At 55.1% G+C, this 24,665-nt stretch carries 28 protein-coding genes; 27 read left to right on the top strand and 1 reads right to left on the bottom strand.

Features of this window, described 5'->3' with window-relative positions; all coding sequences use genetic code 11:
* Position 1: 1 nt before the first annotated feature.
* The 4 genes from rsgA to spoVM all read left to right on the top strand — a co-directional run bounded on the left by rsgA (position 2) and on the right by spoVM (position 2,463).
* Positions 2-883 carry a ribosome small subunit-dependent GTPase A gene (gene rsgA, locus B9L19_RS12585; protein ID WP_025951050.1) on the top strand — a complete coding sequence of 294 codons (882 nt, stop codon included), beginning with the start codon at positions 2-4 and terminating at the stop codon, positions 881-883.
* A 2-nt stretch (positions 884-885) separates the two neighbouring features.
* On the top strand, positions 886-1,542 hold the full coding sequence (gene rpe, locus B9L19_RS12580; protein ID WP_025951051.1) for a ribulose-phosphate 3-epimerase: 657 nt from the start codon (positions 886-888) through the stop codon (positions 1,540-1,542).
* A 108-nt stretch (positions 1,543-1,650) separates the two neighbouring features.
* Positions 1,651-2,301 carry a thiamine diphosphokinase gene (locus B9L19_RS12575; protein ID WP_025951052.1) on the top strand — a complete coding sequence of 217 codons (651 nt, stop codon included), beginning with the start codon at positions 1,651-1,653 and terminating at the stop codon, positions 2,299-2,301.
* 81 nt (positions 2,302-2,382) lie between these two features.
* Complete coding sequence (gene spoVM, locus B9L19_RS12570) at positions 2,383-2,463, top strand: stage V sporulation protein SpoVM (protein WP_011230680.1); 81 nt, start codon at positions 2,383-2,385, stop codon at positions 2,461-2,463.
* Positions 2,464-2,551: 88 nt separating this feature from the next.
* Here the strand turns inward: spoVM and rpmB are convergent, their stop codons facing one another.
* Entirely contained in the window at positions 2,552-2,737 is a 186-nt protein-coding gene (gene rpmB / locus B9L19_RS12565; protein WP_011230681.1) for a 50S ribosomal protein L28, read from the bottom strand.
* Positions 2,738-2,965: 228 nt separating this feature from the next.
* On the opposite strand from rpmB, the gene B9L19_RS12560 reads away from it, so the two are divergent.
* From B9L19_RS12560 to ylqF, 23 genes are all read left to right on the top strand, one after another.
* On the top strand, positions 2,966-3,328 hold the full coding sequence (locus B9L19_RS12560) for an Asp23/Gls24 family envelope stress response protein (RefSeq protein WP_025951053.1): 363 nt from the start codon (positions 2,966-2,968) through the stop codon (positions 3,326-3,328).
* Positions 3,329-3,345: 17 nt separating this feature from the next.
* Positions 3,346-5,016 carry a DAK2 domain-containing protein gene (locus B9L19_RS12555; RefSeq protein ID WP_025951054.1) on the top strand — a complete coding sequence of 557 codons (1,671 nt, stop codon included), beginning with the start codon at positions 3,346-3,348 and terminating at the stop codon, positions 5,014-5,016.
* 72 nt (positions 5,017-5,088) lie between these two features.
* Positions 5,089-5,751 (top strand): L-serine ammonia-lyase, iron-sulfur-dependent subunit beta, encoded by a 663-nt coding sequence (gene sdaAB, locus B9L19_RS12550; RefSeq protein ID WP_025951055.1) that lies wholly within the window; start codon positions 5,089-5,091, stop codon positions 5,749-5,751.
* Positions 5,752-5,824: 73 nt separating this feature from the next.
* Entirely contained in the window at positions 5,825-6,709 is an 885-nt protein-coding gene (sdaAA, locus tag B9L19_RS12545) for an L-serine ammonia-lyase, iron-sulfur-dependent, subunit alpha (RefSeq protein WP_011230685.1), read from the top strand.
* On the top strand, positions 6,706-8,754 hold the full coding sequence (gene recG / locus B9L19_RS12540; protein ID WP_025951056.1) for an ATP-dependent DNA helicase RecG: 2,049 nt from the start codon (positions 6,706-6,708) through the stop codon (positions 8,752-8,754). Before sdaAA ends, recG begins: the two co-directional genes overlap by 4 nt.
* A 298-nt stretch (positions 8,755-9,052) precedes the next feature.
* Positions 9,053-9,649 (top strand): transcription factor FapR, encoded by a 597-nt coding sequence (gene fapR / locus B9L19_RS12535; RefSeq protein ID WP_025951057.1) that lies wholly within the window; start codon positions 9,053-9,055, stop codon positions 9,647-9,649.
* Entirely contained in the window at positions 9,633-10,616 is a 984-nt protein-coding gene (plsX, locus tag B9L19_RS12530) for a phosphate acyltransferase PlsX (protein ID WP_025951058.1), read from the top strand. The genes fapR and plsX overlap by 17 nt, the downstream gene beginning before the upstream one ends.
* 21 nt (positions 10,617-10,637) lie before the next feature.
* Positions 10,638-11,579 carry an ACP S-malonyltransferase gene (gene fabD, locus B9L19_RS12525; protein ID WP_025951059.1) on the top strand — a complete coding sequence of 314 codons (942 nt, stop codon included), beginning with the start codon at positions 10,638-10,640 and terminating at the stop codon, positions 11,577-11,579.
* A gap of 4 nt (positions 11,580-11,583) precedes the next feature.
* Positions 11,584-12,327 (top strand): 3-oxoacyl-[acyl-carrier-protein] reductase, encoded by a 744-nt coding sequence (gene fabG, locus B9L19_RS12520; RefSeq protein ID WP_025951060.1) that lies wholly within the window; start codon positions 11,584-11,586, stop codon positions 12,325-12,327.
* Positions 12,328-12,388: 61 nt separating this feature from the next.
* Positions 12,389-12,622, top strand: a complete 234-nt coding sequence (locus B9L19_RS12515; RefSeq protein ID WP_011230691.1) for an acyl carrier protein — start codon at positions 12,389-12,391, stop codon at positions 12,620-12,622.
* A gap of 178 nt (positions 12,623-12,800) precedes the next feature.
* Positions 12,801-13,541: a ribonuclease III gene (gene rnc / locus B9L19_RS12510; RefSeq protein WP_025951061.1), complete on the top strand. Its 741-nt coding sequence runs from the start codon at positions 12,801-12,803 to the stop codon at positions 13,539-13,541.
* A 228-nt stretch (positions 13,542-13,769) separates the two neighbouring features.
* Positions 13,770-17,333 (top strand): chromosome segregation protein SMC, encoded by a 3,564-nt coding sequence (gene smc, locus B9L19_RS12500; RefSeq protein ID WP_047753360.1) that lies wholly within the window; start codon positions 13,770-13,772, stop codon positions 17,331-17,333.
* A gap of 19 nt (positions 17,334-17,352) precedes the next feature.
* On the top strand, positions 17,353-18,339 hold the full coding sequence (gene ftsY / locus B9L19_RS12495; RefSeq protein WP_025951063.1) for a signal recognition particle-docking protein FtsY: 987 nt from the start codon (positions 17,353-17,355) through the stop codon (positions 18,337-18,339).
* A 171-nt stretch (positions 18,340-18,510) separates the two neighbouring features.
* The gene (locus B9L19_RS12490) at positions 18,511-18,843 is read left to right on the top strand and encodes a putative DNA-binding protein (protein ID WP_013523384.1); all 333 of its coding nucleotides are present in this window, start codon (positions 18,511-18,513) and stop codon (positions 18,841-18,843) included.
* Between the two features lie 17 nt (positions 18,844-18,860).
* Positions 18,861-20,201, top strand: a complete 1,341-nt coding sequence (gene ffh, locus B9L19_RS12485; RefSeq protein WP_025951064.1) for a signal recognition particle protein — start codon at positions 18,861-18,863, stop codon at positions 20,199-20,201.
* A 92-nt stretch (positions 20,202-20,293) separates the two neighbouring features.
* On the top strand, positions 20,294-20,566 hold the full coding sequence (rpsP, locus tag B9L19_RS12480; protein WP_025951065.1) for a 30S ribosomal protein S16: 273 nt from the start codon (positions 20,294-20,296) through the stop codon (positions 20,564-20,566).
* Between the two features lie 12 nt (positions 20,567-20,578).
* Entirely contained in the window at positions 20,579-20,815 is a 237-nt protein-coding gene (locus B9L19_RS12475; RefSeq protein ID WP_025951066.1) for a KH domain-containing protein, read from the top strand.
* Positions 20,816-20,903: 88 nt separating this feature from the next.
* Complete coding sequence (locus tag B9L19_RS12470; protein ID WP_025951067.1) at positions 20,904-21,290, top strand: YlqD family protein; 387 nt, start codon at positions 20,904-20,906, stop codon at positions 21,288-21,290.
* A gap of 15 nt (positions 21,291-21,305) precedes the next feature.
* Positions 21,306-21,824, top strand: coding sequence for a ribosome maturation factor RimM (gene rimM, locus B9L19_RS12465; protein ID WP_025951068.1), 519 nt, complete (start codon positions 21,306-21,308; stop codon positions 21,822-21,824).
* Positions 21,824-22,558: a tRNA (guanosine(37)-N1)-methyltransferase TrmD gene (gene trmD / locus B9L19_RS12460; RefSeq protein ID WP_025951069.1), complete on the top strand. Its 735-nt coding sequence runs from the start codon at positions 21,824-21,826 to the stop codon at positions 22,556-22,558. The genes rimM and trmD overlap by 1 nt, the downstream gene beginning before the upstream one ends.
* A 135-nt stretch (positions 22,559-22,693) precedes the next feature.
* Positions 22,694-23,050, top strand: coding sequence for a 50S ribosomal protein L19 (gene rplS, locus B9L19_RS12455; protein WP_025951070.1), 357 nt, complete (start codon positions 22,694-22,696; stop codon positions 23,048-23,050).
* 119 nt (positions 23,051-23,169) lie between these two features.
* Complete coding sequence (gene lepB / locus B9L19_RS12450) at positions 23,170-23,724, top strand: signal peptidase I (protein WP_013145771.1); 555 nt, start codon at positions 23,170-23,172, stop codon at positions 23,722-23,724.
* A gap of 12 nt (positions 23,725-23,736) precedes the next feature.
* A complete protein-coding gene (gene ylqF / locus B9L19_RS12445; RefSeq protein ID WP_025951071.1) occupies positions 23,737-24,603 on the top strand; it encodes a ribosome biogenesis GTPase YlqF in 867 nt (288 codons plus the stop codon).
* Positions 24,604-24,665: the final 62 nt, after the last annotated feature.

Here is a 24,665-nt window from a genome sequence, read left to right as displayed (position 1 = left end):
TATGGCGGAAGGACAAATCATGAAAGCATTAAGCGGATTTTATTACGTCTTGTCCGAAGGCCGCGTGTTCCAATGCCGCGGGCGCGGTGTGTTCCGCAAGAAAAACGTGACGCCGCTCGTCGGCGACCGCGTCGTTTTTCAGGCGACGAGCGAAACGGAAGGCTATATTTTGGAGATTGGCGAGCGGCAAAATGAGCTTGTGCGGCCGCCGATCGCCAACGTCGAACAGGCGATTTTAGTCTTTTCGGCTGTAAGCCCGGACTTCAGCGCCAAGCTGCTCGACCGCTTTCTTGTCTTGGTTGAATCGAAACGCATCGCGCCGATCATTGTCATCAGCAAAATCGATTTGTTAGATGGCGAATCGAAAGAAGAGATCGCCCGCTACGTGCATGATTACCGGCGCATCGGCTACGACGTGATTGAAACGTCAGCCGTGACCAAGGGCGGCCTCGATGAACTGGCGTTGCGCCTTCGCGGCCGCGTCTCCGTCGTCGCCGGGCAGTCCGGGGTGGGCAAATCGTCGTTGCTGAACGCGCTCCGTCCGGATTTGCGGTTGAAAACAGGCGACATTTCCACCCATTTAGGGCGCGGCAAGCATACGACCCGCCATGTCGAACTGCTTGAGGTCGCCGGTGGACTTGTCGCCGACACCCCAGGGTTTGGCGCGCTTGAGTTTGACCAGATCGAGCTTGATGAATTGCCGCATTATTTTCCGGAATTCCGGATGTACGGGGAAGGGTGCAAATTCCGCGGCTGCCTTCATATCGCCGAGCCGAAATGCGCTGTGCGTGAGGCGGTCGAGGCCGGGGAGATTCCATCGTACCGCTATGACCACTACGTTAGTTTTGTTGCCGAAATGAAAGAACGAAAGCCGAGGTATTGAACATGATTCGAATTGCGCCATCGATTTTATCAGCCGATTTCGCCCGCCTGGCCGAGGAAATTCGTTCGGTCGAGGAAGGCGGGGCGGATTGGATTCATGTCGATATCATGGACGGGCATTTCGTGCCGAATTTGACGTTCGGTCCGCCGGTCGTGGCCGCCATTCGACCGGTGACGAAGCTGCCGCTTGACGTCCATTTGATGATCGCCGACCCGGACCGATACATTCCGGCGTTTGCGAAAGCGGGCGCGGATGTGATTTCCGTCCATGTTGAGGCGTGCGTGCATTTGCATCGGACGATTCATTTTATCAAAGAACAAGGCGTCAAAGCCGGGGTGGTGCTCAATCCGCATACACCGGTCGAGATGATCCGCCATGTGATCGGTGATGTCGATCTCGTCTTGTTGATGACGGTCAATCCAGGGTTTGGCGGACAGGCGTTCATTCCGGCGGTCGTGCCAAAAATCCGTGAGGTCGCCCGGATGGCCAGCGAACAAAACAAAGAGGTCGATATTGAGGTCGACGGCGGCATCAATGCGGAAACGGCGCCGCTTTGCGTGGAAGCCGGAGCGAACGTGCTTGTCGCCGGCTCGGCCATCTACAATGAACGGGATCGAGCCGCCGCCATTCGTGCGCTTCGCACAGCGTGCGCCAACTAGCCAAAAGGCAGCGCCGCTTTTGCCATCTTATTGAGCCGCAGGGTGATGAGAGCAAAGAAAAGAACGGAAGATGGCTGCCTCGGCCCTTGCCGAAAGGGGGAAACGCATGTGTTGATTCATATTGTCGGCGGCGGTCCGCCCCACCTTCTTCCCGATTTGCGCTCGTATGATGGGAGCGATGTGCAGTGGGTCGGCGTCGACCGCGGCACGAAAGCGCTCTTGGATTTCGGACTCCGCCCGGTGCGGGCGTTTGGCGATTTTGATTCCTTGCCGGCTGAGGAGGTCAAGCGGCTAAGGGAGATGCTGCCGGAGCTTGACATTTGGCCGGCGGAAAAAGACAAAACGGATATGGAGATCGCCCTTGACTGGGCGGTTAGGCAGACAGATGGGGCCATCCGTCTGTTTGGGGCGACCGGTGGGCGGCTTGACCATTTGTTTGGCAACGTTGAGCTGCTGTTCAAATACGCCGGTCGTCCCATTGAACTCATCGACCGGCAAAACGTGCTCACCGTCCATCTGCCCGGCGTGCATACGGTCGCCCGCGACGATCGATACCGTTATGTGTCATACATCCCGATTTCCGAAACGGTGGCGGAGCTTACGCTGATCGGATTTAAATATCCGCTAACAAACTGTCATATTTCCCGTGGTTCGACATTATGTATTAGTAACGAACTTATCCAATCTTCTGGTACTTTTTCGTTTTCAGAAGGCATATTAATGATGATAAGGAGCAGCGATTTTGCCGGCTGCCCGTAGTCGCGCTTGGCTTATGACGGAATATAATGGATAAGGAAATGGCGGGAAGCTCGTGATGATCGGTGTGAGGAGGGAATCGGGATGAAGTTTTATACGATCAAGCTGCCGAGATTTTTAGGCGGAATCGTGCGGGCGGTGTTGAACGCATTTAAAAAAGGATAAGAAAAAAGCACCATTTTTGGTGCTTTTTTGTTGCCGCCGAACAAAAGGAGGGTTGCAACCTTTTGGGCGGCTTCTTTTTGTTAGGGCGTTAGACGCGTTTCACTTTTCCAGATTTCAGCGCGCGCGCCGAAACCCAAACGCGTTTCGGTTTGCCGTCAACTAAAATGCGCACTTTTTGCAAGTTGGCTTTCCATGTACGGCGGCTGGCGTTCATGGCATGCGAACGCGAGTTGCCGAACGATTTCTTCTTGCCGGTAATGAAGCACTTCGCCATCGTTTTTCCCTCCTTGCTTTCACATCCCTCTAAAAACACTATTATAATTTACCATACAACCGTAGGGATTGCAATAGACGTGCGGTTTTCTTTCAAGAAACTGTCCTTGACATCTATTTCAGTTTTCGGCTAAATAATACTAGTGGGCGGACGGGGAGCGCTTTGAAAACAGAAAGCGTTATAGTACAATAGGGGTAGCTGTGCGAGATACGCAAAGGGGGAACGAGCATGTCGATCGAATGGCAAACGAAATACGGGCGCATCGAAGTCGCCAATGAAGTCATTGCGATGATCGCGGGGGGAGCTGCCGTCGATTGCTACGGCATTGTCGGAATGGCGTCGAAAAACCAAATTCGCGATGGGCTGTCGGACATTTTGCGCCGGGAGAATTTTTCCAAAGGGGTTATTGTCCGCGAAGAAAACGGCGAGGTGCATATCGATATGTACATCATCGTCAGCTACGGAACGAAAATTTCCGAAGTCGCCCATAACGTGCAGTCGAAAGTGAAGTACACGCTCGATCAGACGCTCGGGCTGTCGGTTCAGTCGATCAATATTTACGTTCAAGGGGTTCGGGTGTCAAACCCGTAGTAAGGAGGAGTTAGCCGGTGACAATGAGGACGCTTGACGGAAGACGATTTGCCGATATGGTGCAGCAAGGGGCCGCCCATTTGGCGAACAACGCCAAGGCGGTCGATGCGCTGAACGTCTTTCCGGTTCCAGATGGCGATACAGGAACGAACATGAACTTGTCGATGACGTCCGGGGCGAAAGAAGTGAAGGCGAATGCCTCCGACCATATCGGCAACGTCGCCGCGGCGCTGGCGAAAGGGCTGTTGATGGGGGCGCGCGGCAATTCCGGCGTCATTTTGTCGCAGCTGTTTCGCGGATTTGCCAAGGCAGTCGAAGGCAAACAAGCGGTGAACAGCTTCGAATTCGCCGCCGCTTTGCAGGCGGGGGTGGACACAGCCTATAAGGCGGTGATGAAGCCGGTTGAGGGGACGATCCTCACCGTTGCCAAAGAAGCGGCGCGCAAGGCGGTGGAGGTGGCAAAAAAAGAACGCGACGTGATCGCTGTGATGGAAGCGGCGCTCGCCGAGGCGAAAGCGGCGCTTAAGCGCACACCCGAATTGCTCCCGATCTTAAAGGAAGTCGGTGTCGTCGACAGCGGCGGTCAAGGGCTCGTATACATCTATGAAGGGTTTCTTGCTGCTCTGAAAGGAGAAATCGTGAGCGCCGCACGCGCTGAGGCGCGGATGGACGATTTAGTGAAAATGGTGCACCATCAAAGCGCGCAAAGCCATATTCATACCGATGAAATCGAATTCGGCTACTGCACGGAGTTCATGGTCCGCTTTGAACCGGACAAGCTGGCCGAGCACCCGTTTTCCGAAGAAACGTTCCGCCGCGAGTTAAGCCAGTTCGGCGACTCGCTGCTTGTTGTCGCGGATGACGAGCTTGTTAAGGTGCACATCCATTCGGAAACGCCGGGTGAGGTGCTGACATACGGTCAACGCTACGGCAGCTTGATCAATATTAAAATTGAAAACATGCGCGAACAACATGCCAACATCGTCGGCAAGGAGGCAAAGACGCTTCCTGGTGTTGCCAAAGAGGAAGCAAAGCCGTACGGCATCGTCGCCGTCGCCATGGGCGCTGGCGTGGCTGAACTGTTTCGGAGCATCGGTGCTCACGCCATCATTGAAGGTGGGCAAACGATGAACCCGAGCACGGAAGAAATCGCTGACGCCATCCGCCTCGCCAACGCGGAAACGGTGTTTGTGCTGCCAAACAACAAAAACATTGTAATGGCGGCCAAACAAGCGGCGGAGCTTTCCGAACAGCGGGTGATCGTCATCCCGTCGAAAACGGTTCCACAAGGTCTGGCGGCGCTCTTGGCGTTCAATCCGGCGCAACCGGCCGAGCAAAATGAGCAGGCGATGACGGCGGCGCTTTCGCGAGTGAAAACGGGGCAAGTGACGTTTTCTGTGCGCGATACGACGATTGACGGCATCGAGATTGAAAAGGGCGATTACATGGGGTTATGGGATGACCGCATTATTGCCGCTCACAAAGACAAACTCACCGTAACGAAGCGGCTGCTTGATGCGCTTATTGATGAAGAAAGCGAAATCGTGACCATTTTGTACGGCGAAGACGCAACGGAGATCGATGTGGAAGCAGTTGTTGCCTATTTGGAAACGAAACATGACGGGATCGAAGTGGAAGTGCATAACGGAAAGCAGCCGCTGTATCCATTCATCATTTCCGTCGAATAATATGTTAGAATAATAGAAGGGAGCATTCCCTTCTATTTTTCTTCATTTCAGTTTTGTGGAGGAATAGCGGAGATGAAATACAAAAGCGTCTTTGATATCATTGGCCCGGTGATGGTTGGGCCGTCAAGCTCACATACGGCCGGGGCGGTGCGCATCGGTTTAGTCGCGCGCAAGTTGTTTGGCCGAAAGCCGACGTGGGCGCGCATTTCGTTTTACGGCTCATTTGCTGAAACGTATCGAGGGCATGGCACCGATGTTGCCATTGTCGCCGGGTTGCTCGGATTTGACACGTTCGATGAACGTCTTCCGAATGCGCTCGAGATCGCCCAAGCGGAAGGGGTGGATGTGACGTTTTCCGCTGAGGAGGCGATTCCGCATCATCCGAATACGGCGCGCCTGCGGATTGGCGATGACGAAGGCGAGCTTGAGCTCGTCGGCATTTCGATCGGCGGCGGCAAAATCGAAATCGTCGAATTGAATGGGTTTGCCTTGAAGCTGTCTGGCCACCATCCGGCGCTGCTCATTATGCATAACGACCGGTACGGGACGATCGGGGCGGTGGCTTCGGTGTTGGCGAAACAGAAAATCAACATCGGCCATATGGAAGTGTCGCGCAAGGAGAAAGGGAAAGAGGCGCTCATGGCGATCGAAGTTGACCAGCCGTTGACCGATGATCTGATTCAAGAATTGGAGCAGCTGCCGAACATCATTCAAGTGGCGAAGCTTGCGGATTGAAAAGAAATCGGTTTCATGTTGATGTGCATCGAAGAAGATAAGCCATGATGGAGAGAGGACAGGTGGGAATCAAATGTTTCGCAATGTGGCTGAACTTGTGGCGTTGGCCGAAAAGGACAGCATCAAAATCGCTGAAGTGATGATTCGTCAGGAAGTGGAAGTGAGCGGGCGAAGCCGGGAAGAGGTGATCGCGCAAATGGATCACCATCTAGCCGTCATGGAGCGCGCCGTCGAGAGGGGACTCGAAGGGGTTGTGTCCCGCTCCGGATTGACAGGCGGAGATGCGGTGCGGATGCAGCGTTATATTGAGGGCGGCCGTTTTTTGTCCGGAGAGACGATTTTAGACGCCGTCAGCAAAGCCATGGCGACCAACGAAGTGAACGCAGCGATGGGCGTCATTTGCGCCACGCCGACGGCTGGGGCGGCCGGCGTCGTCCCGGGGACGCTGTTTGCCGTGAAAGAGAAGCTGCGGCCGACAAGAATGGAAATGATTGAGTTTTTGTTTACAGCCGGGGCGTTTGGCTACATTGTCGCCAACAACGCCTCGATTTCCGGCGCCGCCGGCGGCTGTCAAGCCGAGGTTGGGTCGGCGGCTGGCATGGCCGCCGCGGCGCTGGTTGAGCTGGCCGGTGGGACGCCTGCTCAAGCGGCCGAAGCGATGGCCATCGCCTTAAAAAATATGTTGGGATTAGTATGCGACCCGGTTGCTGGCCTGGTCGAAGTGCCGTGCGTCAAGCGGAACGCGATGGGGGCGGCGAACGCCATGATCGCTGCGGATATGGCGCTAGCCGGCATTAAAAGCCGCATCCCGTGCGATGAAGTGATTGAAGCGATGTATCGCATCGGTGCAGCCATGCCAGTGGCGCTCAAAGAAACGGCGCAAGGGGGGTTGGCCGCGACGCCGACTGGCCGCGCCATTGCGGCTCGCATTTTCGGCGCTTCTGCGGCATCGAAGTGAACGAAGCGATGCAGCAGCCGGTGACGGCCGTCAAAGGCATCGGTGAAGAGACGGCGGCGGCGCTTGCCGACATCGGCATCGCGACGGTCGGTGACCTGCTTGCGTACGCCCCGTACCGCTATGATGATTACGAACAAAAAGATTTGGCCGCTGTCCGCCATGAAGAAAAAGTGACATTGGAAGGAAAAGTATACAGCGCCCCGCTGTTGACGTATTACGGAAAGAAAAAATCGCGCCTTTCCTTCCGCATGCTGGCCGATCGCTACTTGATCACCGTCGTTTGTTTCAACCGTCCCTATTTGAAGGAAAAAATCGCCCTGAACGAGACGGTGACGGTGATCGGCAAATGGGACCGGCATCGGCAAACGATCAACGCCTACGAACTTCGGTTTGGACCGGCTCCGGAGACCACCGGCATCGAGCCGGTTTACTCCGTGCGCAGCCCGCTGACGGTGAAAACGATGCGCCGGTTGATGAAAGCGGCGTTCGAACAGTTTGGCGAGCACATCCCCGACCTGCTGCCGCCCGCTTTGCGCCGCGCTTATCGCCTTGTCGACAAACAAGAAGCGCTCCGCGCCCTTCATTTTCCGCGCACGCGCGAAGAGTTGCATCAAGCGCGGCGCCGGCTCATCTATGAGGAGTTTTTGTTGTACCAGCTGAAAATGCAGGCGCTCCGTCGATTGATGCGCGATGAGCGGCGCGGCGTCGTTCATTCGTTTTCTGAAGAGCGGCTTTCGTCCTTTCTTTCCGGATTGCCGTTTGTCTTGACGAACGCCCAGCGCCGTGTCATCGGCGAAATTTTGGCGGACATGCGCTCGCCGCGGCAAATGAACCGGCTTTTGCAAGGCGACGTCGGTTCTGGCAAGACGGTCGTTGCTGCTGTCGCTCTTTACGCCGCTGCTTTGTCCGGATTTCAAGGAGCGCTGATGGTGCCGACGGAAATTCTGGCTGAACAGCACGCCCGCTCGCTCACCGAGCTGTTTGCCGATACGGATGTGACGATCGCGCTCTTGACAAGCTCAGTGAAGGGAAAGCAGCGCAAAGCGGTGCTTTCCGAGCTGGAAGAAGGAACAATTGATATCGTCGTAGGCACGCACGCCTTGATTCAAGAAGGAGTGCAGTTTCGCCGGCTCGGCCTCGTGATTACGGATGAGCAGCACCGGTTTGGCGTCGAACAGCGCCGCGTTTTGCGTGAGAAAGGGCATGCACCAGATGTATTGATGATGACGGCGACGCCGATTCCGCGCACACTCGCCATTACAGCGTTCGGTGACATGGACGTATCGGTGCTCGATGAAATGCCGGCCGGACGAAAAAAAGTCGAGACGTATTGGGTGAAGCATCATCAGTTCTCCCGCGTGCTCGATTTTATCGAAAAGGAATTGCGCCGTGGTCATCAGGCGTATGTCATCTGTCCGCTCATTGAGGAGTCGGACAAATTGGATGTGCAAAACGCCATCGATGTCCATAGCCAGCTTGTCCATTATTATCGCGGGAACTATGAGATCGGCTTGATGCACGGCCGGCTGTCGGCCGACGAAAAAGAACGCGTCATGCGGGCGTTCAGCGAAAACCGCATCCATGTGCTCGTCTCGACGACGGTCGTTGAAGTCGGCGTGAATGTACCGAATGCGACGGTGATGGTCATTTACGACGCCGAACGGTTTGGCCTCGCCCAGCTCCATCAGCTGCGCGGGCGGGTCGGGCGCGGCGACGCCCAGTCGTACTGCATTTTGATCGCCGACCCGAAATCGGAAGTCGGCAAAGAACGAATGCGCATCATGACGGAAACGGCCGATGGGTTTGTGTTGGCCGAAAAAGATTTAGAGCTGCGCGGTCCGGGCGATGTTTTCGGTACAAAACAAAGCGGGCTCCCGGAATTCCGCTACGGCGATCCAGTGCATGATTACCGCATTTTGGAAGTCGCTCGCCGCGATGCCGCCAAGCTCGTTTCCTCGACCGCGTTTTGGCGCGATGAGGCGTACGCCGGGCTGCGCGCCGAGCTGGAAGCGTCCGGCATACTCGACGGGGAAAAGCTAGATTAATAGACAGGGAGGAGGCGGCCGGCGCATTCGCGCCCCGCTGTTTTTTATGGCAATTGATTTTTTGGCCAGTGGAAGCCTATATTTTCATTGCTCGGACGGAGGAGGCAGGAGATGCCTGTCCCACTATTTCGTTTGGGGGCCTCGAGGATGGAGCAGAAAGCCGTTTGGCGAGGGGGCGTCGGATCCACAGCAGCCGACAGCATGTGGCGCTGTTCATTTTTTGTGCTTGCATTTCGTTTTTTGATATTATATATTACTTTTAGTACCTAGTCATAAAATCGGACGGTGTCACGAATCAATGAGAAAAAGCAAACGCGAACGGCAACGGTTGTTGCAGGAGACGATCCGGGAAAACCCGTTTATCACCGATGAAGAGCTCGCCGAAAAATTTTCGGTCAGCGTGCAGACGATCCGCCTTGATCGGCTTGAGCTGTCGATTCCCGAACTGCGTGAGCGCATCAAGAATGTCGCCCGCCAGTCGTTCGCTGATAAAGTGAGGGCGTTGCCGCTTGAAGAAGTGATCGGCGACATTATTGACATCGAGCCGGATGCGAGCGCCATTTCGATTTTCGATGTGAAAGAGGAGCACGTCTTTCGGCGCACCCGCATCGCCCGCGGCCACCATTTGTTCGCTCAGGCCAACTCGCTTGCCGTCGCTGTCATCCATGATGAACTGGCGCTGACAGCGAAAGCGGCCATTCGTTTTGTGCGTCAAGTGAAAGAAGGGGAGCGGGTCGTAGCCAAAGCGAAAGTGACCGGAAAAACGGCGCACGGGCGCACAATCGTCGAGGTGAACAGCTACGTCGGTCAGGAGCTCGTCTTTTCTGGTACGTTTGAAATGTATCGTTCCAACATAGAGAAAAAGGATGGGGACAGCCATGAATATCGCGGTTGATGCCATGGGCGGAGACCATGCCCCGGGCGAAATCGTGCGCGGGGCGCTTATGGCCGCCGCTCATTTCCCTGACATCGAGATTACGCTGATTGGCGATGAAGCGAAAATTCGCCCGCATGTGACGGGGGAAGAGCGCATTTCGATCATCCACACCGACGAAGTGATCGAAGCAGATGATGAGCCGGTGCGGGCGGTGCGGCGCAAAAAGAACTCGTCGATGGTGCGCATGGCGGAAGAAGTGAAAGAAGGGCGTGCCGAGGCGTGCATTTCCGCCGGCAATACCGGGGCGCTCATGGCCGCCGGACTGTTTGTCGTCGGGCGGGCAGCCGGCATCGACCGCCCGGCGCTTGCCCCGACGCTGCCGACGTTGGATGGGCGCGGCTTTGTCTTTCTGGATGTCGGCGCCAACGTCGATGCAAAGCCGGAACATTTGCAGCAATACGCTTTGATGGGGCATGTGTACGCAAAGAACGTGCGCGGCGTCGAAAAACCGCGCATCGGCTTGCTGAATGTCGGAACGGAAGACCAAAAAGGAAACGAAACAACGAAACGGGCGTTTGCCTTGCTCAAGGAAACGAACCTTCATTTCATCGGCAATGTCGAAGCGCGCGATCTGCTAGAGGGAGTGGCTGATGTTGTCGTCGCCGACGGCTTTGCCGGCAATGTTGCGTTAAAAACGATTGAAGGGACGGCGCTGGCGCTCTTTTCCTTGCTCAAGCAGACGCTGACAAGCGGTGTCGCGGCGAAGTTGGCCGCCGCCGTCCTCAAGCCAAAGCTTGCCGGGCTGAAAAAGATGATGGACTACTCGGAGTATGGCGGCGCGGCGCTGTTTGGCTTAAATGCTCCGGTCATTAAAGCGCACGGGTCGTCCAATGCGAACGCCATCTTCCACGCCATCCGTCAGGCGCGAGAGATGGTGGTTCATGATGTCATCGGCACGATCAGAGCGGAGCTGGAACAGGCATAATCGGTAAAGGAGGAATCCAAAATGGGGAAAATCGCCTTTTTATTTCCTGGCCAAGGATCGCAGACGGTTGGCATGGCGAAAGACGCTGCCGAGCATGACGACCGCGCCCGCGCCGTCATCGCGGAGGCTGACAAGCGGCTTGGATTCGCGCTTTCCAAGCTCATGTTCAACGGACCGCAAGAAGAGCTGACGTTGACATACAACGCCCAGCCGGCGCTTTTGACCGCCAGCATCGCCTTGCTCCAGCTTGTCGACGGCGCTGGGCTGAAAGCGGACTATGTCGCCGGCCACAGCTTAGGCGAATATACGGCGCTTGTCGCCGCCGGCGCCATGTCGTTTGCCGATGCCGTCTATGCGGTGCGCCGCCGCGGTGAGCTGATGGATGAAGCGGTGCCGGCCGGTGAAGGGACGATGGCGGCGGTGCTTGGGATGGACGCTGATGCGCTTGAAGCAGTGACAAATGAAATCGCCGCCCAAGGCGATCCGGTCGAGCCGGCCAACTTCAACTGCCCAGGGCAAATTGTCATCTCCGGCTCGAAAGCCGGAGTGGAAAAAGCGGCGCAGCTTTTGAAAGAACGCGGCGCCAAACGCGTTATTCCGCTTGAGGTGAGCGGTCCGTTCCACTCCGCTCTCATGAAGCCGGCGGCGGAAAAACTGAAAGCGGTTCTGGACAGTTTGGTGATTCGTGACGCGGTCATTCCGGTCGTCGCCAATGTGACGGCTGAGCCGGTGACGAAAAAAGAGGACATTGCCCGCCTTCTCATTGAACAACTGTACTCGCCAGTGCGTTGGGAGCAATCGGTGCGCACGCTTCTTTCGCTTGGCGTCGACACGTTTGTTGAAATCGGTCCGGGAAAAGTGTTGTCCGGCCTTGTGAAAAAAATCGACCGCAACGCCCGCGTTTATGCGGTGAACGATCTTGCTTCCTTCGAAGCGGCCGTTGCGGCGCTGAAAGGGGAATAAAGCGATGCTTGAAGGAAAAATGGCGCTCGTCACCGGAGCATCGCGCGGCATTGGCCGGGCGGTCGCTTTGGAGCTTGCCCGCCAAGGGGCGAACGTTGCCGTCAATTACGCCGGCAGCGAGGCGAAAGCGAATGAAGTTGTCGAGGCCATCCGCTCGCTCGGCCGCGAAGCGATCGCCGTGCAGGCGGACGTCGCCCGCGCTGAAGATGTGGAGCGCATGGTGAAAACGACGATGGACCATTTTGGCCGCCTCGATATTTTGGTCAACAACGCCGGCATTACACGCGACAATTTATTGATGCGGATGAAAGAAGAAGAATGGGATGCCGTGATTAACACGAATTTAAAAGGGGTATTTCTTTGTACGAAGGCGGCAACGCGCCCGATGATGAAGCAGCGCTATGGGCGGATCGTCAACATTGCTTCGGTCGTCGGCGTGATCGGCAATCCGGGGCAGGCGAACTATGTCGCCGCCAAGGCCGGCGTCATCGGGTTGACGAAGACGGCGGCGCGCGAACTCGCCAGCCGCAACATCACCGTTAACGCCGTCGCACCAGGATTCATTACGACCGATATGACCGAAGCGCTCAGCCCGGAGCTGAAGGCGGAAATGTTAAAGCAAATTCCGCTCGCCCGCTTTGGCGAGCCGGATGATGTCGCCCGCGTCGTCGCTTTCCTCGCTTCCGACGCCGCGAGCTACATGACCGGACAGACGCTTCATGTTGACGGCGGCATGGTGATGCCGTAAGAAAAACAGCGCTAGTATTTTTTCTGCCAATCGACTATAATCATGAAGGGAGGTGAACGCAATGGCCGATGTATTGGAACGTGTAACGAAAATCATCGTTGACCGGCTGGGGGTTGACGAATCGCAAGTGACGCTCGAGGCGTCGTTTAAGGACGACCTGGGCGCTGACTCGCTCGACATCGTCGAACTCGTCATGGAACTTGAAGACGAATTCAACATGGAAATTTCCGATGAAGAGGCGGAAAAAATCGTCACAGTCGGAGACGCTGTGAACTACATAAAAAGTCGTCTGTAATGCCGCTTTTTTGCAAAGTCCCGTTGCTTCGAACGGGGCTTTCTCTGCTTTTTCAGGGATGCTCGGCGGGTCTTGCGGAAAAAGCGCACGATTCCCGCTCGCGTAGCGGACCGGAGAACGGATATAATAGAAGAAGACACGGCCATTTTGTTCTGGAACGAAGTCGGAGGGCATTTTTATGTCAAAACAAAAAGATCAAGAGCGCATCCATGAAAAGAGGCGGGCGAAGTTTCAAGAGCTGCAAAACAAAATCGGCATCACCTTTCGAAACGAAAAGCTGTTGATTCAAGCGTTCACCCATTCATCGTATGTGAATGAGCATCGGCGGCGGCTTCACGAAGACAATGAACGGCTTGAGTTTTTAGGCGATGCCGTGCTGGAGCTGACCGTTTCTCAATATTTATTTCAAAAGTTCCCCCATATGAGCGAGGGGCAATTGACGAAGCTGAGGGCGGCCATCGTCTGCGAGCCGTCGCTTGTGAAATTTGCCAACGCCCTGTCGTTCGGCGAGCTCGTCTTGCTCGGCAAAGGCGAGGAGCTGACCGGCGGGCGGACGCGTCCGGCGCTCTTAGCAGACGTCTTTGAGGCGTTCATCGGCGCTTTGTATTTGGACCAAGGAATGGACGCGGTCATCCGCTTTTTGGAGAAAACGATGTTTCCGAAAATTGATGAAGGTGCTTTTTCTCATGTGATGGATTTTAAAAGCCAGCTGCAGGAATTGGTGCAGCGGGACGGCAGCGGAACGCTTGAATACGCCATTTTGGAGGAAAAAGGTCCGGCCCACAACAAGGAGTTTGTCGCCCGCGTAGCGTTAAACGGCCAAGAGCTTGGCATCGGCGTCGGCCGCTCGAAAAAGGAAGCCGAACAGCATGCGGCGCAAATGGCGCTCGAAACGTTGCGGGCTGCCGATCAGCAGTGAAGGCTGGCGCTGTTACGTCAGTCTTTTTTCTGTGAACGTGCGAAGAGATGGAGGGCAAACGCTGCTCATGGGTGTTTCGATGAACATGCGCGCCTTGAGCGAGGGAAGAAAGGTGTTTTTTTCGATAGCTCATATGGTAGGATGAAAAGATCGAACGTCTCGGTTTCCCAAAAGGGCTCCGGGGTGTTTGTGGTGGATCACAGTGGAAAGATGGTGAGGCGTCATACCATGTTCCTGAAACGATTGGATGTGATCGGCTTTAAATCGTTCGCCGACCGTGTATCGATCGAGTTTGTTCCTGGTGTGACGGCGGTCGTCGGTCCGAACGGGAGCGGCAAAAGCAACATTACCGATGCGATTCGCTGGGTGCTCGGTGAGCAATCAGCCAAATCGTTGCGCGGGGCGAAAATGGAAGACGTTATTTTCGCCGGCAGCGAATCGCGCAAGCCGCTCAATGTGGCTGAAGTGACGATCACACTCGACAATGAAGACGGCTTTTTGCCGCTTGAGTACCAGGAAGTGAGCGTGACCCGGCGCGTCTATCGCTCGGGGGAGAGCGAGTTTTTCATCAACCGCCAGCCGTGCCGTTTGAAAGACATCGTCGATTTGTTTCTCGATTCCGGGCTCGGCAAGGAGGCGTTTTCGATCATCGGCCAAGGCCGGGTCGAAGAGATTTTAAGCAGCAAACCGGAAGAGCGGCGCACGATTTTTGAAGAAGCGGCCGGCGTGTTGAAGTACAAGCTGCGGAAAAAAAAGGCGGAGGCGAAGCTAGCGGAAACGCAAGACAACTTGCACCGCGTCAACGATATTTTGCACGAGCTCGAACAGCAGCTTGAGCCGCTCCGCATGCAGGCGTCGCTCGCCAAAGAGTTTTTGGAAAAACGCGAAGAGCTCGAGCGATTTGAAGTGGCGCTGATGGTTCACGACATCGAGCAGCTGCGCGGGCAATGGAATGAGTGGAAGGAAGCGCTTGATGGGCACCAGCGGGACGAAGTGGCGCTGGCGGCGGCGTTGCAGAAAATGGAAGCCCAAATCGAACAGCTGCGCGATCAAATGACCGCCATTGACGAATCGATCGACGGTTTGCAGCAAGTGCTGCTTTTAGCCAGCGAAGAGCTTGAGAAGCTCGAAGGGCGGAAAGAAGTATTGAAAGAGAGAAAAAAGCATGCCGCGAGGCGAAAAGCGCAGCTGGACGACATAACGGCTGCACTGGCTGCGAAACGGCGCCGCTTGACGGAGCAGCTGCATGCCGAGCGGGAGGAACTCGCCCGGCTTGAGGCGGGCGCCGCAGCGCTCGAGCGGGAGCTGAAAGAAAAACAGGCTTTGTTTTCGGCGCATGAAGCCGACATTGAAGAAGAAATCGAGCGGCGAAAAGGTGATTACATCGACCTTGTTCATGAACAAGCGGCGTTGAAAAACGAACGCGCACATGTGGAGCAGGCCATCAGCAAGCTGCATGCCAAACGGACGGCGCTCGATGAAGCGAACCGCCGCCATCTCGCCGAACGTGAACAGCTCGAGCAGAAGCGGGCGGCCTTATGGGCCGAGCAGACCCGCCTCGAACAGGCGCTGGCGGAAGCGCATAACAGACAAGCCGCTCTCGCCGCGGCGCTCGAAGCGCAAAAAACGGAGCTCGAGCAGCATGAAGCGTTGCTGCATCAGGCGCGCCAATACCGGCAGCAAACGAAAGCGCGAAAGCAATGGTTGGAAGAGATGCAACATGATTATTCCGGTTTTGTTCAAGGAGTAAAGGAAGTATTAAAGGCGCGCGACCTTCTGCCCGGCATTCATGGCGCCATTGTTGAGCTCATTCGCGTGCCGGACCACTATGAGACGGCGATTGAAACGGCGCTTGGCGGGGCGATGCAGCATATCGTCGTTGACAGCGAACAGGCGGCGCGGCAAGCGATTCACTATTTGAAAACGAACGGCTACGGGCGCGCGACGTTTTTGCCGCTTGACGTCATAAAAGCGCGTGCGCTTTCCGAACGGGAGCGGGCGGCGATTGACCGCCATCCGGCGTTTGTCGGCATTGCGAGCGAGCTCGTCGAATACGACCGCGCCTATAGGGCGGCGATCGACCATTTGCTCGGCCATGTCATCGTAACAGCCGATTTAAAAGGCGCGAATGAGCTGGCCAAGCTTCTTCAGTACCGTTATCGTCTCGTGACGCTGGACGGCGATATCGTCAGCCCCGGCGGGGCGATGACCGGCGGCGGGGCGGCGAAAAAGACCGCGTCGCTATTAAGTCGAAACCGCGAGCTTGAGACGCTTTCGGCCAAACTGCAGGAAATGGATGAAACGATCGCTCGGCTTGAGCGGGCTGTTGCCGCAAAACGACACGAGCTGGCGGAGCAGGAAGCGCAGGCGGCCGCGCTGCAAGAAGAGGTTGCGGCGCTTCGGGAGGCCCTGCAAAGACAAAAGGACGAGCAACGCGAGCTCGAATGGCAGAAAAAACGGATCGACGAGCGGCTCGCTTTGTATGATGAAGAAAAGGCGAACGATGAGCGCGAAATGGCAGAACTGAACCGCCGCCTCGGCGCCATTGACAGGCAGCTTGAGCAGCTTGCCGAGAAATTGCAGGCGATCGATGACGACATCAGTCGGCTGCAGGCGCAAAAACAGACGGAGCAAACGACGAAAGAGGCGCTCCAGGCAGCGATCACGGAGCAAAAAATCGCCTTGGCGGAAACGAAAGAGCGCGTGAAACATGCACGCCGGAAAGTGGAAGAATGGGAAGCGGAGCTTGCCGAAACGATCCGTGGGCTCAAAGAAGCAGAGCGCGAACGAGCCGCTTTGGATGCGGAAATGGAGGCGCCGGAATGGAACGAGGAAGAGATTGAGCAGCTGCGACAGCAAAAGCTTGAGGACAAGCAAAAGACATTGGAGCTGATCGCGAGCCGTCGCGAACAGCGGCTCGATTTCCAACGCCGTCTTGAACATTTGGAACAGGAATGGAAAGAGACGAAGCGGCAGCATAAACAGCTCGCCGATGTCGTGAAAGACGAAGAAGTAAAATTGAACCGGCTTGATGTGGAGCTGGAGAACTTGCTTGCCCGTCTGCGCGAAGAGTACGGGCTGTCGTTTGAAGCGGCCCGCTCCACCTATCCGCTTGAGATCGGCGCCGATGAGGCGCGCAAGCGGGTGAAGCTGATCAAGCGCGCCATGGAGGAGCTCGGCACCGTCAACTTGGGGGCGATCGATGAATACGAACGAGTTTCCGAACGGCACCGCTTTTTAAGCGAGCAAAAAACCGATTTGGAAGAGGCGAAGGCGACGCTCCACCAAGTCATTGATGAAATGGACGATGAAATGAAAAAACGATTTTTCGCGACGTTTGAACAAATCCGGGCCCATTTTGGCGAGGTATTTGGCGAGCTGTTCGGCGGCGGGCGCGCCGATTTGCGGCTGACCGACCCGACGGATCTTCTCGAAACCGGGATCGACATCGTCGCTCAGCCTCCGGGGAAAAAGCTGCAACATTTAAGCTTGCTTTCCGGCGGTGAACGGGCGCTGACGGCGATCGCCCTCTTGTTTTCGATTTTAAAGGTGCGTCCGGTGCCGTTTTGCGTCCTTGATGAAGTCGAAGCGGCGCTTGATGAAGCGAACGTGCAACGGTATGCCCAATATTTAAAACGGTTCAGCCGCGACACGCAGTTTATCGTCATCACCCATCGAAAAGGGACGATGGAAGAAGCGGACGTGCTGTACGGCGTCACGATGCAAGAATCGGGCGTCTCAAAGCTTGTTTCCGTCCGTTTGGAAGATTCGAAGGAGCTCGTGCGGTCATAATGGAAAGGAGGCGCTTTGGATGGGTTTTTTTCAAAAATGGAAAGAAAAATGGACAAAGCAAGCGGATGCCGTAACCGAAAAGTTTAAAGAAGGGCTGTCAAAAACGCGAAATTCGCTCGCCGGGAAAGTGAACGACCTCATCGCCCGTTATCGGAAAGTGGATGAAGCGTTTTTTGAAGAGCTTGAGGAAATTTTGATCGCCGCCGATGTGGGCGTCACGACCGTCATGGAATTGGTCGATGAGCTGAAAATGGAAGTGAAGCGCCGCAACATTCAAGACCCGGCGCAAATGCGCGACGTCATCGCCGAAAAGCTCGTTGACATTTACCGCGCCGGCGCCGATGACAAAGAACTTTCCGCTTTGAATATACAAGAAGGCGGGCTGACGGTCATGTTGTTCGTCGGTGTCAACGGCGTCGGCAAAACGACAACGATCGGCAAGCTCGCCCATAAGCTGAAATCGGAAGGGAAATCCGTCTTGTTGGCAGCTGGCGACACGTTCCGCGCCGGGGCGATCGAGCAGCTCGAAGCGTGGGGCAAGCGCGTTGGGGTCGACGTCATTAAGCAGGCGGCCGGCTCCGATCCGGCAGCTGTTATGTATGACGCCATTCAAGCGGCGAAAGCGCGCGGCGTTGACGTATTGTTATGCGACACGGCCGGACGGCTGCAAAACAAAGTGAATTTAATGAAAGAGCTCGAAAAAGTGAAACGTGTCATTAGCCGCGAAATTCCGGGCGCTCCGCATGAAGTATTGCTTGTGTTGGATGCGACGACCGGGCAAAACGCGATGAGCCAAGCCAAGCTGTTTAAAGAAGCGACCGATGTGACCGGCATCGTGTTGACGAAGCTTGACGGCACGGCGAAAGGCGGCATCGTGCTCGCCATTCGCAACGAGATGGCCATCCCGGTGAAACTCGTCGGCCTCGGCGAGAAGATGGACGATTTGCAAGTGTTCGATCCAGAACAGTACGTCTACGGATTGTTTGCTGATTTGCTGGAATCATAGAAATGTCAACAGAGGGTGCTCCCAAAACAATGGAGCGCCCTTTGTTGTTGCGTCCACGGGGGTGTAACCGATAAGCCCTTTGTCCGTTCCATCCCTTGACACCTTGCCGAAAAGACGGTACACTACATTTTTGTAAAGGTATTTTACTTAACAATGAGGGGGGAGAGTCCGGTGCTGGAAAAAACGATGCGCATGAACTATTTATACGATTTTTACCAAGCGCTGTTGACGCCGAAACAGCGCAACTATATGGCGCTTTACTACTTGGACGACTACTCCCTCGGGGAAATTGCCGAACAATATGAGGTGAGCCGCCAGGCGGTGTACGATAACATCCGGCGTACAGAAGCGATGCTGGAGCAGTATGAAGAGAAGCTCGGGCTGCTGCGAAAATATGAACGGCGGCGGCAGATCATCGAGCGGCTGAAAGACTACATCAGCCGGCACTACGGCGCTGACGCCGAATTGGCGGCGCTAGTCCGCGAGCTTGACGAACTTGATTAAAAAAGGGGGTGGCCGCCATGGCGTTTGAAGGACTGTCTGAACGTTTGCAGCAGGTGATGAACCGCATTCGCGGCAAAGGGAAAGTCACCGAAGCGGATGTCAAAGAGATGATGCGCGAAGTGCGCCTTGCGCTTTTGGAAGCTGACGTCAACTTTAAAGTCGTCAAAGATTTCATCAGACAGGTGAGCGAGCGGGCTGTCGGGCAGGAAGTGATGAAAAGCTTAACGCCGGGCCAGCAAGTGATCAAAATCGTCAAGGAAGAGCTGACGGCGTTAATGGGCGGTGAGCAAAGCCAAATCGCTGTCGCAAAGAAACCGCCGACTGTTGTGATGATGGTCGGGCTGCAAGGGGCTGGGAAAACGACAACCACCGGGAAGCTGGCCAACTTGCTGCGCAAACGGCATAACCGAAAGCCGCTTCTGGTGGCTGCCGACGTTTACCGCCCGGCGGCGATCAAACAGCTTGAGACGCTTGGCAAGCAGCTCGACATGCCTGTCTTTTCGTTAGGCGAGCACGCCAATCCGGTTGACATCGCGAAACAGGCGCTCGAGCGGGCGAAAGAAGAGCATTATGATTACGTGCTCATCGACACAGCCGGCCGCCTCCACATTGATGAAACGCTCATGGATGAACTGAAGCAAATGAAAGAAGCGGTCAAGCCGGATGAAATTTTCCTCGTCGTGGACGCCATGACCGGGCAAGATGCCGTCAATGTCGCACAAAGCTTCCATGAGCAGCTCGGCATCACTGGGGTGATTTTGACGAAGCTGGACGGCGACACGCGCGGCGGGGCGGCGCTCTCGATTCGCGCCGTCACTGGAGCGCCGATCAAGTTTGCTGGGATGGGCGAAAAACTTGATGCTTTGGAGCCGTTCCATCCGGAGCGAATGGCGTCGCGCATTTTAGGCATGGGCGATGTCCTGACGCTCATCGAAAAAGCGCAGGCGGCCGTCGACGAAGAGAAGGCGAAGGAGCTCGAACAAAAAATGCGCACGGCCACCTTCACGCTTGACGACTTTTTGGAGCAGCTCGGCCAAGTGCGCAAGCTCGGCCCGCTTGACGAACTGATTAAAATGCTGCCGGGCGCCAACAAAATCAAAGGGCTCGCCAACATCCAAGTCGATGAAAAGCAAATCGCCCGCGTTGAGGCGATCATCCGCTCGATGACGAAAGAAGAGAAAACGCATCCGGAAATCATCAACGCTAGCCGCAAAAAGCGGATCGCCAAAGGAAGCGGCACGACGGTGCAGGAAGTGAACCGGCTTTTGAAGCAGTTTGACGAGATGAAAAAAATGATGAAAATGATGACGAATATGCCAAAAGGGAAAAAGAAAGGATTCCGTTTTCCATTTATGTAAATGAAGATCTGTTAAGCGAAAAACCTTTACAAACGGAAAAAGAATTGTTAATATACTATCTTGTGTGAACTCTATACGGAGGTGCGTACTCTATGGCAGTAAAAATTCGTTTAAAACGCATGGGGACAAAGAAAAAACCATTCTATCGCATCGTAGTTGCTGATTCGCGCTCCCCGCGCGACGGTCGCTTCATTGAAACGATCGGCACGTACGATCCGGTCGCTGAGCCGGCGCAAGTGAAAATCGATGAGGAACTGGCGCTCAAATGGCTGCAAAACGGCGCCAAACCGTCGGATACGGTGCGCAACTTGCTGTCGAAGCAAGGCATTTTAGAGAAGTTCCATAACTTGAAATACGGCAAATAAGCGGAATGGCACATGAAGACGCTCATTGAAACGATCGTCAAGGCGCTTGTCGATCATCCGGAGGCGGTAGCGGTTGAGCGCCGCGAAGAAGAGACGGCCGTCATCTATGAGCTGTCCGTCCATGAAGACGACACTGGCAAAGTGATCGGCAAACAAGGGCGGACGATTCAGGCGATTCGCACGGTCGTTGCCGCCGCCGCGGCCGGATCGCCAAAGCGGGTTGTTGTGCAAGTGAAAGACAAAGGGTGAGGATGTTCCTCTCCCTTTTTTGATATGATGCCAAAGGGCGCAAAAATGGCCCGGGGGCCGTTCATTCCGTGTCAAAAGGGGGAAGAGGATGAAGCTCATTCAAACGGTTGAGGTGCGGCAAATCGTCACCAAACGGAGCAAACAAGAGCTTGCCGCCGCGTTTTTGGCGCGCAAGCAACAACTTAAGCGGGAGTGCGACCAGCTTCGTTTTGAACAGAAACGAATGGAGAAAAGCGGAAACTATCCGCCCGCTTTAATGAAACAATATTTTGCCAAAGAGATCGACGAGCGGATGGAGAAAATGAAACTGCTTGAGTTTCAGCTCGAACAATTGCATATGCTACCGTTAGGAAGCGAATTGAAAGAGCGGGAAGTCGAGGCGCTCGTTGAGGTGAACGTCGGCGACCGTTGGGAAGAGGTGACAAAAACGCGCGCCATCATCATTGAAGACGGCGTCGTCAAAGAGATTCGCTAAGAAGGGATGAACGCCATGGAACGATGGTTTAATGTCGGAAAAATTGTCAATACGCACGGCATTCGCGGCGAAGTGCGCGTCATTTCGCGCACCGACTTTCCTGAAGAACGGTATAAAAAAGGAAACAAGCTGTACATTTTCCGCGAACGAGACACGGAACCGATTGAAGTCACGGTGAAAAGCCACCGCGTCCATAAATCGTTTGACTTGTTGTCATTTGAAGGCTATGACAGCATCAACGACGTGGAACGGTTTAAGGGGGCGATGCTGAAAGTGCCGGAAAGACAGCTCGGTGAACTCGCGGAAGGGGAATATTATTTCCATGAGATCATCGGCTGCACGGTCGTGACAGAAGGCGGGGAAACCATCGGCGCGGTAAAGGAAATTTTGACTCCAGGGGCGAACGACGTCTGGGTCGTCCGGCGCGAAGACGGATCGGAAGCGCTCATTCCGTACATTGACGAGGTTGTTTTGCACGTCGATCCGGAGCGGAAAACGATCATCATTCGGCCGATGGAAGGGCTGCTTGAATGATGCGGATCGATATTTTAACGTTGTTTCCCGGCATGTTTTCCGGGGTGTTGAACGAGTCGATTTTAAAGAAGGCGCAAGAAAAAGGGGCCGTCGACATCCGCCTTATTGATTTTCGCGAGTTTGCCGACAACAAGCATAAAACGGTCGACGATTATCCGTATGGCGGCGGCGCCGGCATGGTGCTCAAGCCGCAGCCGATTTTTGACGCGGTGGAACACGTGACGGCTGGATCGTCTGGCGCCCGCATCATTTTACTTTGCCCGCAAGGCGAGCGCTACACGCAAAAAAAGGCGGAAGAGCTGGCGAAAGAAACGCATTTGGTGCTCATTTGCGGCCATTACGAAGGGTATGACGAACGCATCCGTCAATATTTAGCAACCGATGAAATTTCGATCGGCGACTATATTTTAACAGGCGGGGAACTCGGCGCCATGGTCATTGTCGACAGCATCGTCCGTCTTCTCCCCGGGGTGCTCGGCAATGAGGCGTCGCCGGTCGATGACTCGTTCAGCTCCGGGCTGCTTGAGTATCCGCAATACACAAGACCAGCCGATTTCCGCGGCATGAAAGTGCCGGATGTATTGCTTTCTGGCAACCATCAGCTCATCGCCGAGTGGCGCGAGAAGGAATCGCTCCGGCGCACGTTTTTGCGCCGTCCGGACTTGCTAGATGACTATCCGCTTACAGACAAGCAAAAGCAATGGCTGAAAGAGTGGGAAAAGGAGCGCGAATAGCTATTGCCTGAGTCGACCGTTTATGCTATCATGTCTTTTGTGTGACCTTAAGCGATGGGCTTGAGGATGGAAAACGATGTTCCGCTGCAATGAAGAGATCATTGGCATGAACATCTGTGGAAGGAGTGGATCATGATGCATCATTTCATCCAAGAGATTACGAAAGAACAACTGCGGACGGATTTGCCGGATTTTCGCCCGGGCGACACGGTGCGCGTTCATGTGAAAGTCGTCGAAGGCAACCGCGAACGCATCCAAGTGTTTGAAGGTGTCGTCATTAAACGGCGCGGAGCGGGCATCAGCGAAACGTTCACGGTCCGCAAAGTGTCCTATGGCGTCGGCGTTGAGCGCACATTCCCGGTGCATACGCCGAAAATCGCCAAGCTGGAAGTCATCCGCCGCGGGAAAGTCCGCCGCGCGAAATTGTACTACTTGCGCAACCTTCGCGGCAAAGCGGCGCGCATCAAGGAAAATACGAACGCAGCGCAATAATGGACAACGGTGGATCACAGCGGAAAAGGAGCTTGCTTTCAAGCTCCTTTTTTCACTACCGCCAATGATGATGATGGTCGTGATCCACGACTGCAAACTTTGATTTAGGTGGGTGGACAATGGAACAGAAAAAAAGCGAATGGCGCGAATGGATGAAAGCGATCGTCGTTGCTGTCTTGCTCGCCGGGGGCATCCGCTACTTTATTTTCGCTCCGATCATCGTCGACGGTTATTCGATGATGCCGACCTTACATAACCATGAGCGGATGATCGTCAATAAACTGGCGTATAAAATCGGCATGCCGCACCGTTTCGATATCATTGTTTTTCACGCTGAAGAAGGGAGAGACTATATTAAGCGGGTCATCGGCCTGCCGGGCGACCGAATTGAATACAAAAATGATACGCTCTATATCAATGGCAAGCCGTATGAAGAGCCGTATTTGGACGAGTATAAAAAGCAGTTGTCCGACGGCGGTCCACTGACGGAATCGTTCACGTTGGAGGAACTGACCGGGCGAAGCACGGTGCCGCCGGGGCATTTGTTTGTCATGGGCGACAATCGCCGTTTCAGCAAAGACAGCCGCCATATCGGCTTCATTCCGATGTCAAAAGTCGTTGGCAAGGCGAATCTTGTGTATTGGCCGCTTTCTGACGCCCGGATTGTGAAATAAACGAGGCAGGTGATGCCAATGACAGTGATTCAATGGTTCCCCGGCCATATGGCGAAGGCCAAGCGGGAAGTGCAAGAAAAATTAAAGTGGATCGATGTAGCGTTTGAGCTGCTGGACGCCCGTGTGCCGATGTCCTCGCGCAACCCGATGATCGACGAGATTCTCGGACAAAAGCCGCGCCTCATTTTGCTCAATAAGGCTGATATGGCCGATGAGGCGGTGACCGAACAGTGGATCCGCTATTTCCACGATCAAGGGCGGCTGGCTTTGCCCATCGATGCTCAAAGCGGAACAGGAGTCCGGCAAATCGCGGCGGCAGCGAAAGAGATGGTGAAAGACAAATTCGAGAAAATGCGGGCGAAAGGGATTAAAAACCCGCGCCCGGTTCGGGCGCTCATCGTCGGCATCCCGAACGTCGGCAAGTCGACGCTGATCAACCGGCTCGCCGGCCGCCATATCGCGAAAACCGGCGACAAGCCGGGGGTGACAAAAGCGCAGCAATGGATCAAAGTCGGCAAAGAAATGGAGCTGCTTGATACCCCAGGCATTCTATGGCCGAAATTTGAGGATGAGGACGTGGGCTACAAGTTGGCGGTGACCGGGGCCATTAAGGATGAAATTTTGAACTTGCAGGATGTCGCCGTCTATGCGCTCCGCTTTTTGTCGACCCACTATCCCAACCGGCTTGCGGAGCGCTACGGTCTTGATGACATTCCGGATGACATCGTCGCCTTGTTTGACGCCATCGGAAGGCGGCGCGGCTGCTTGACGTCAGGCGGCGCTGTTGACTACGATAAAGTGGCTGACATTGTTTTGTATGACATCCGCACGGAAAAATTAGGCCGCTTAAGCTTTGAAACGCCCGCTTCACGGACGTAGCGCGTCCGGCGGGCGTTTTTTGCCGGCGGTGCTTTACGGTCGGCCAAACAGAACCGATAGTA

The organism is Geobacillus thermocatenulatus (assembly GCF_002217655.1).
GTDB classification, from domain to species: Bacteria; Bacillota; Bacilli; order Bacillales; family Anoxybacillaceae; genus Geobacillus; species Geobacillus thermocatenulatus.
This window is presented reverse-complemented; position numbering and strand designations above follow the sequence as displayed.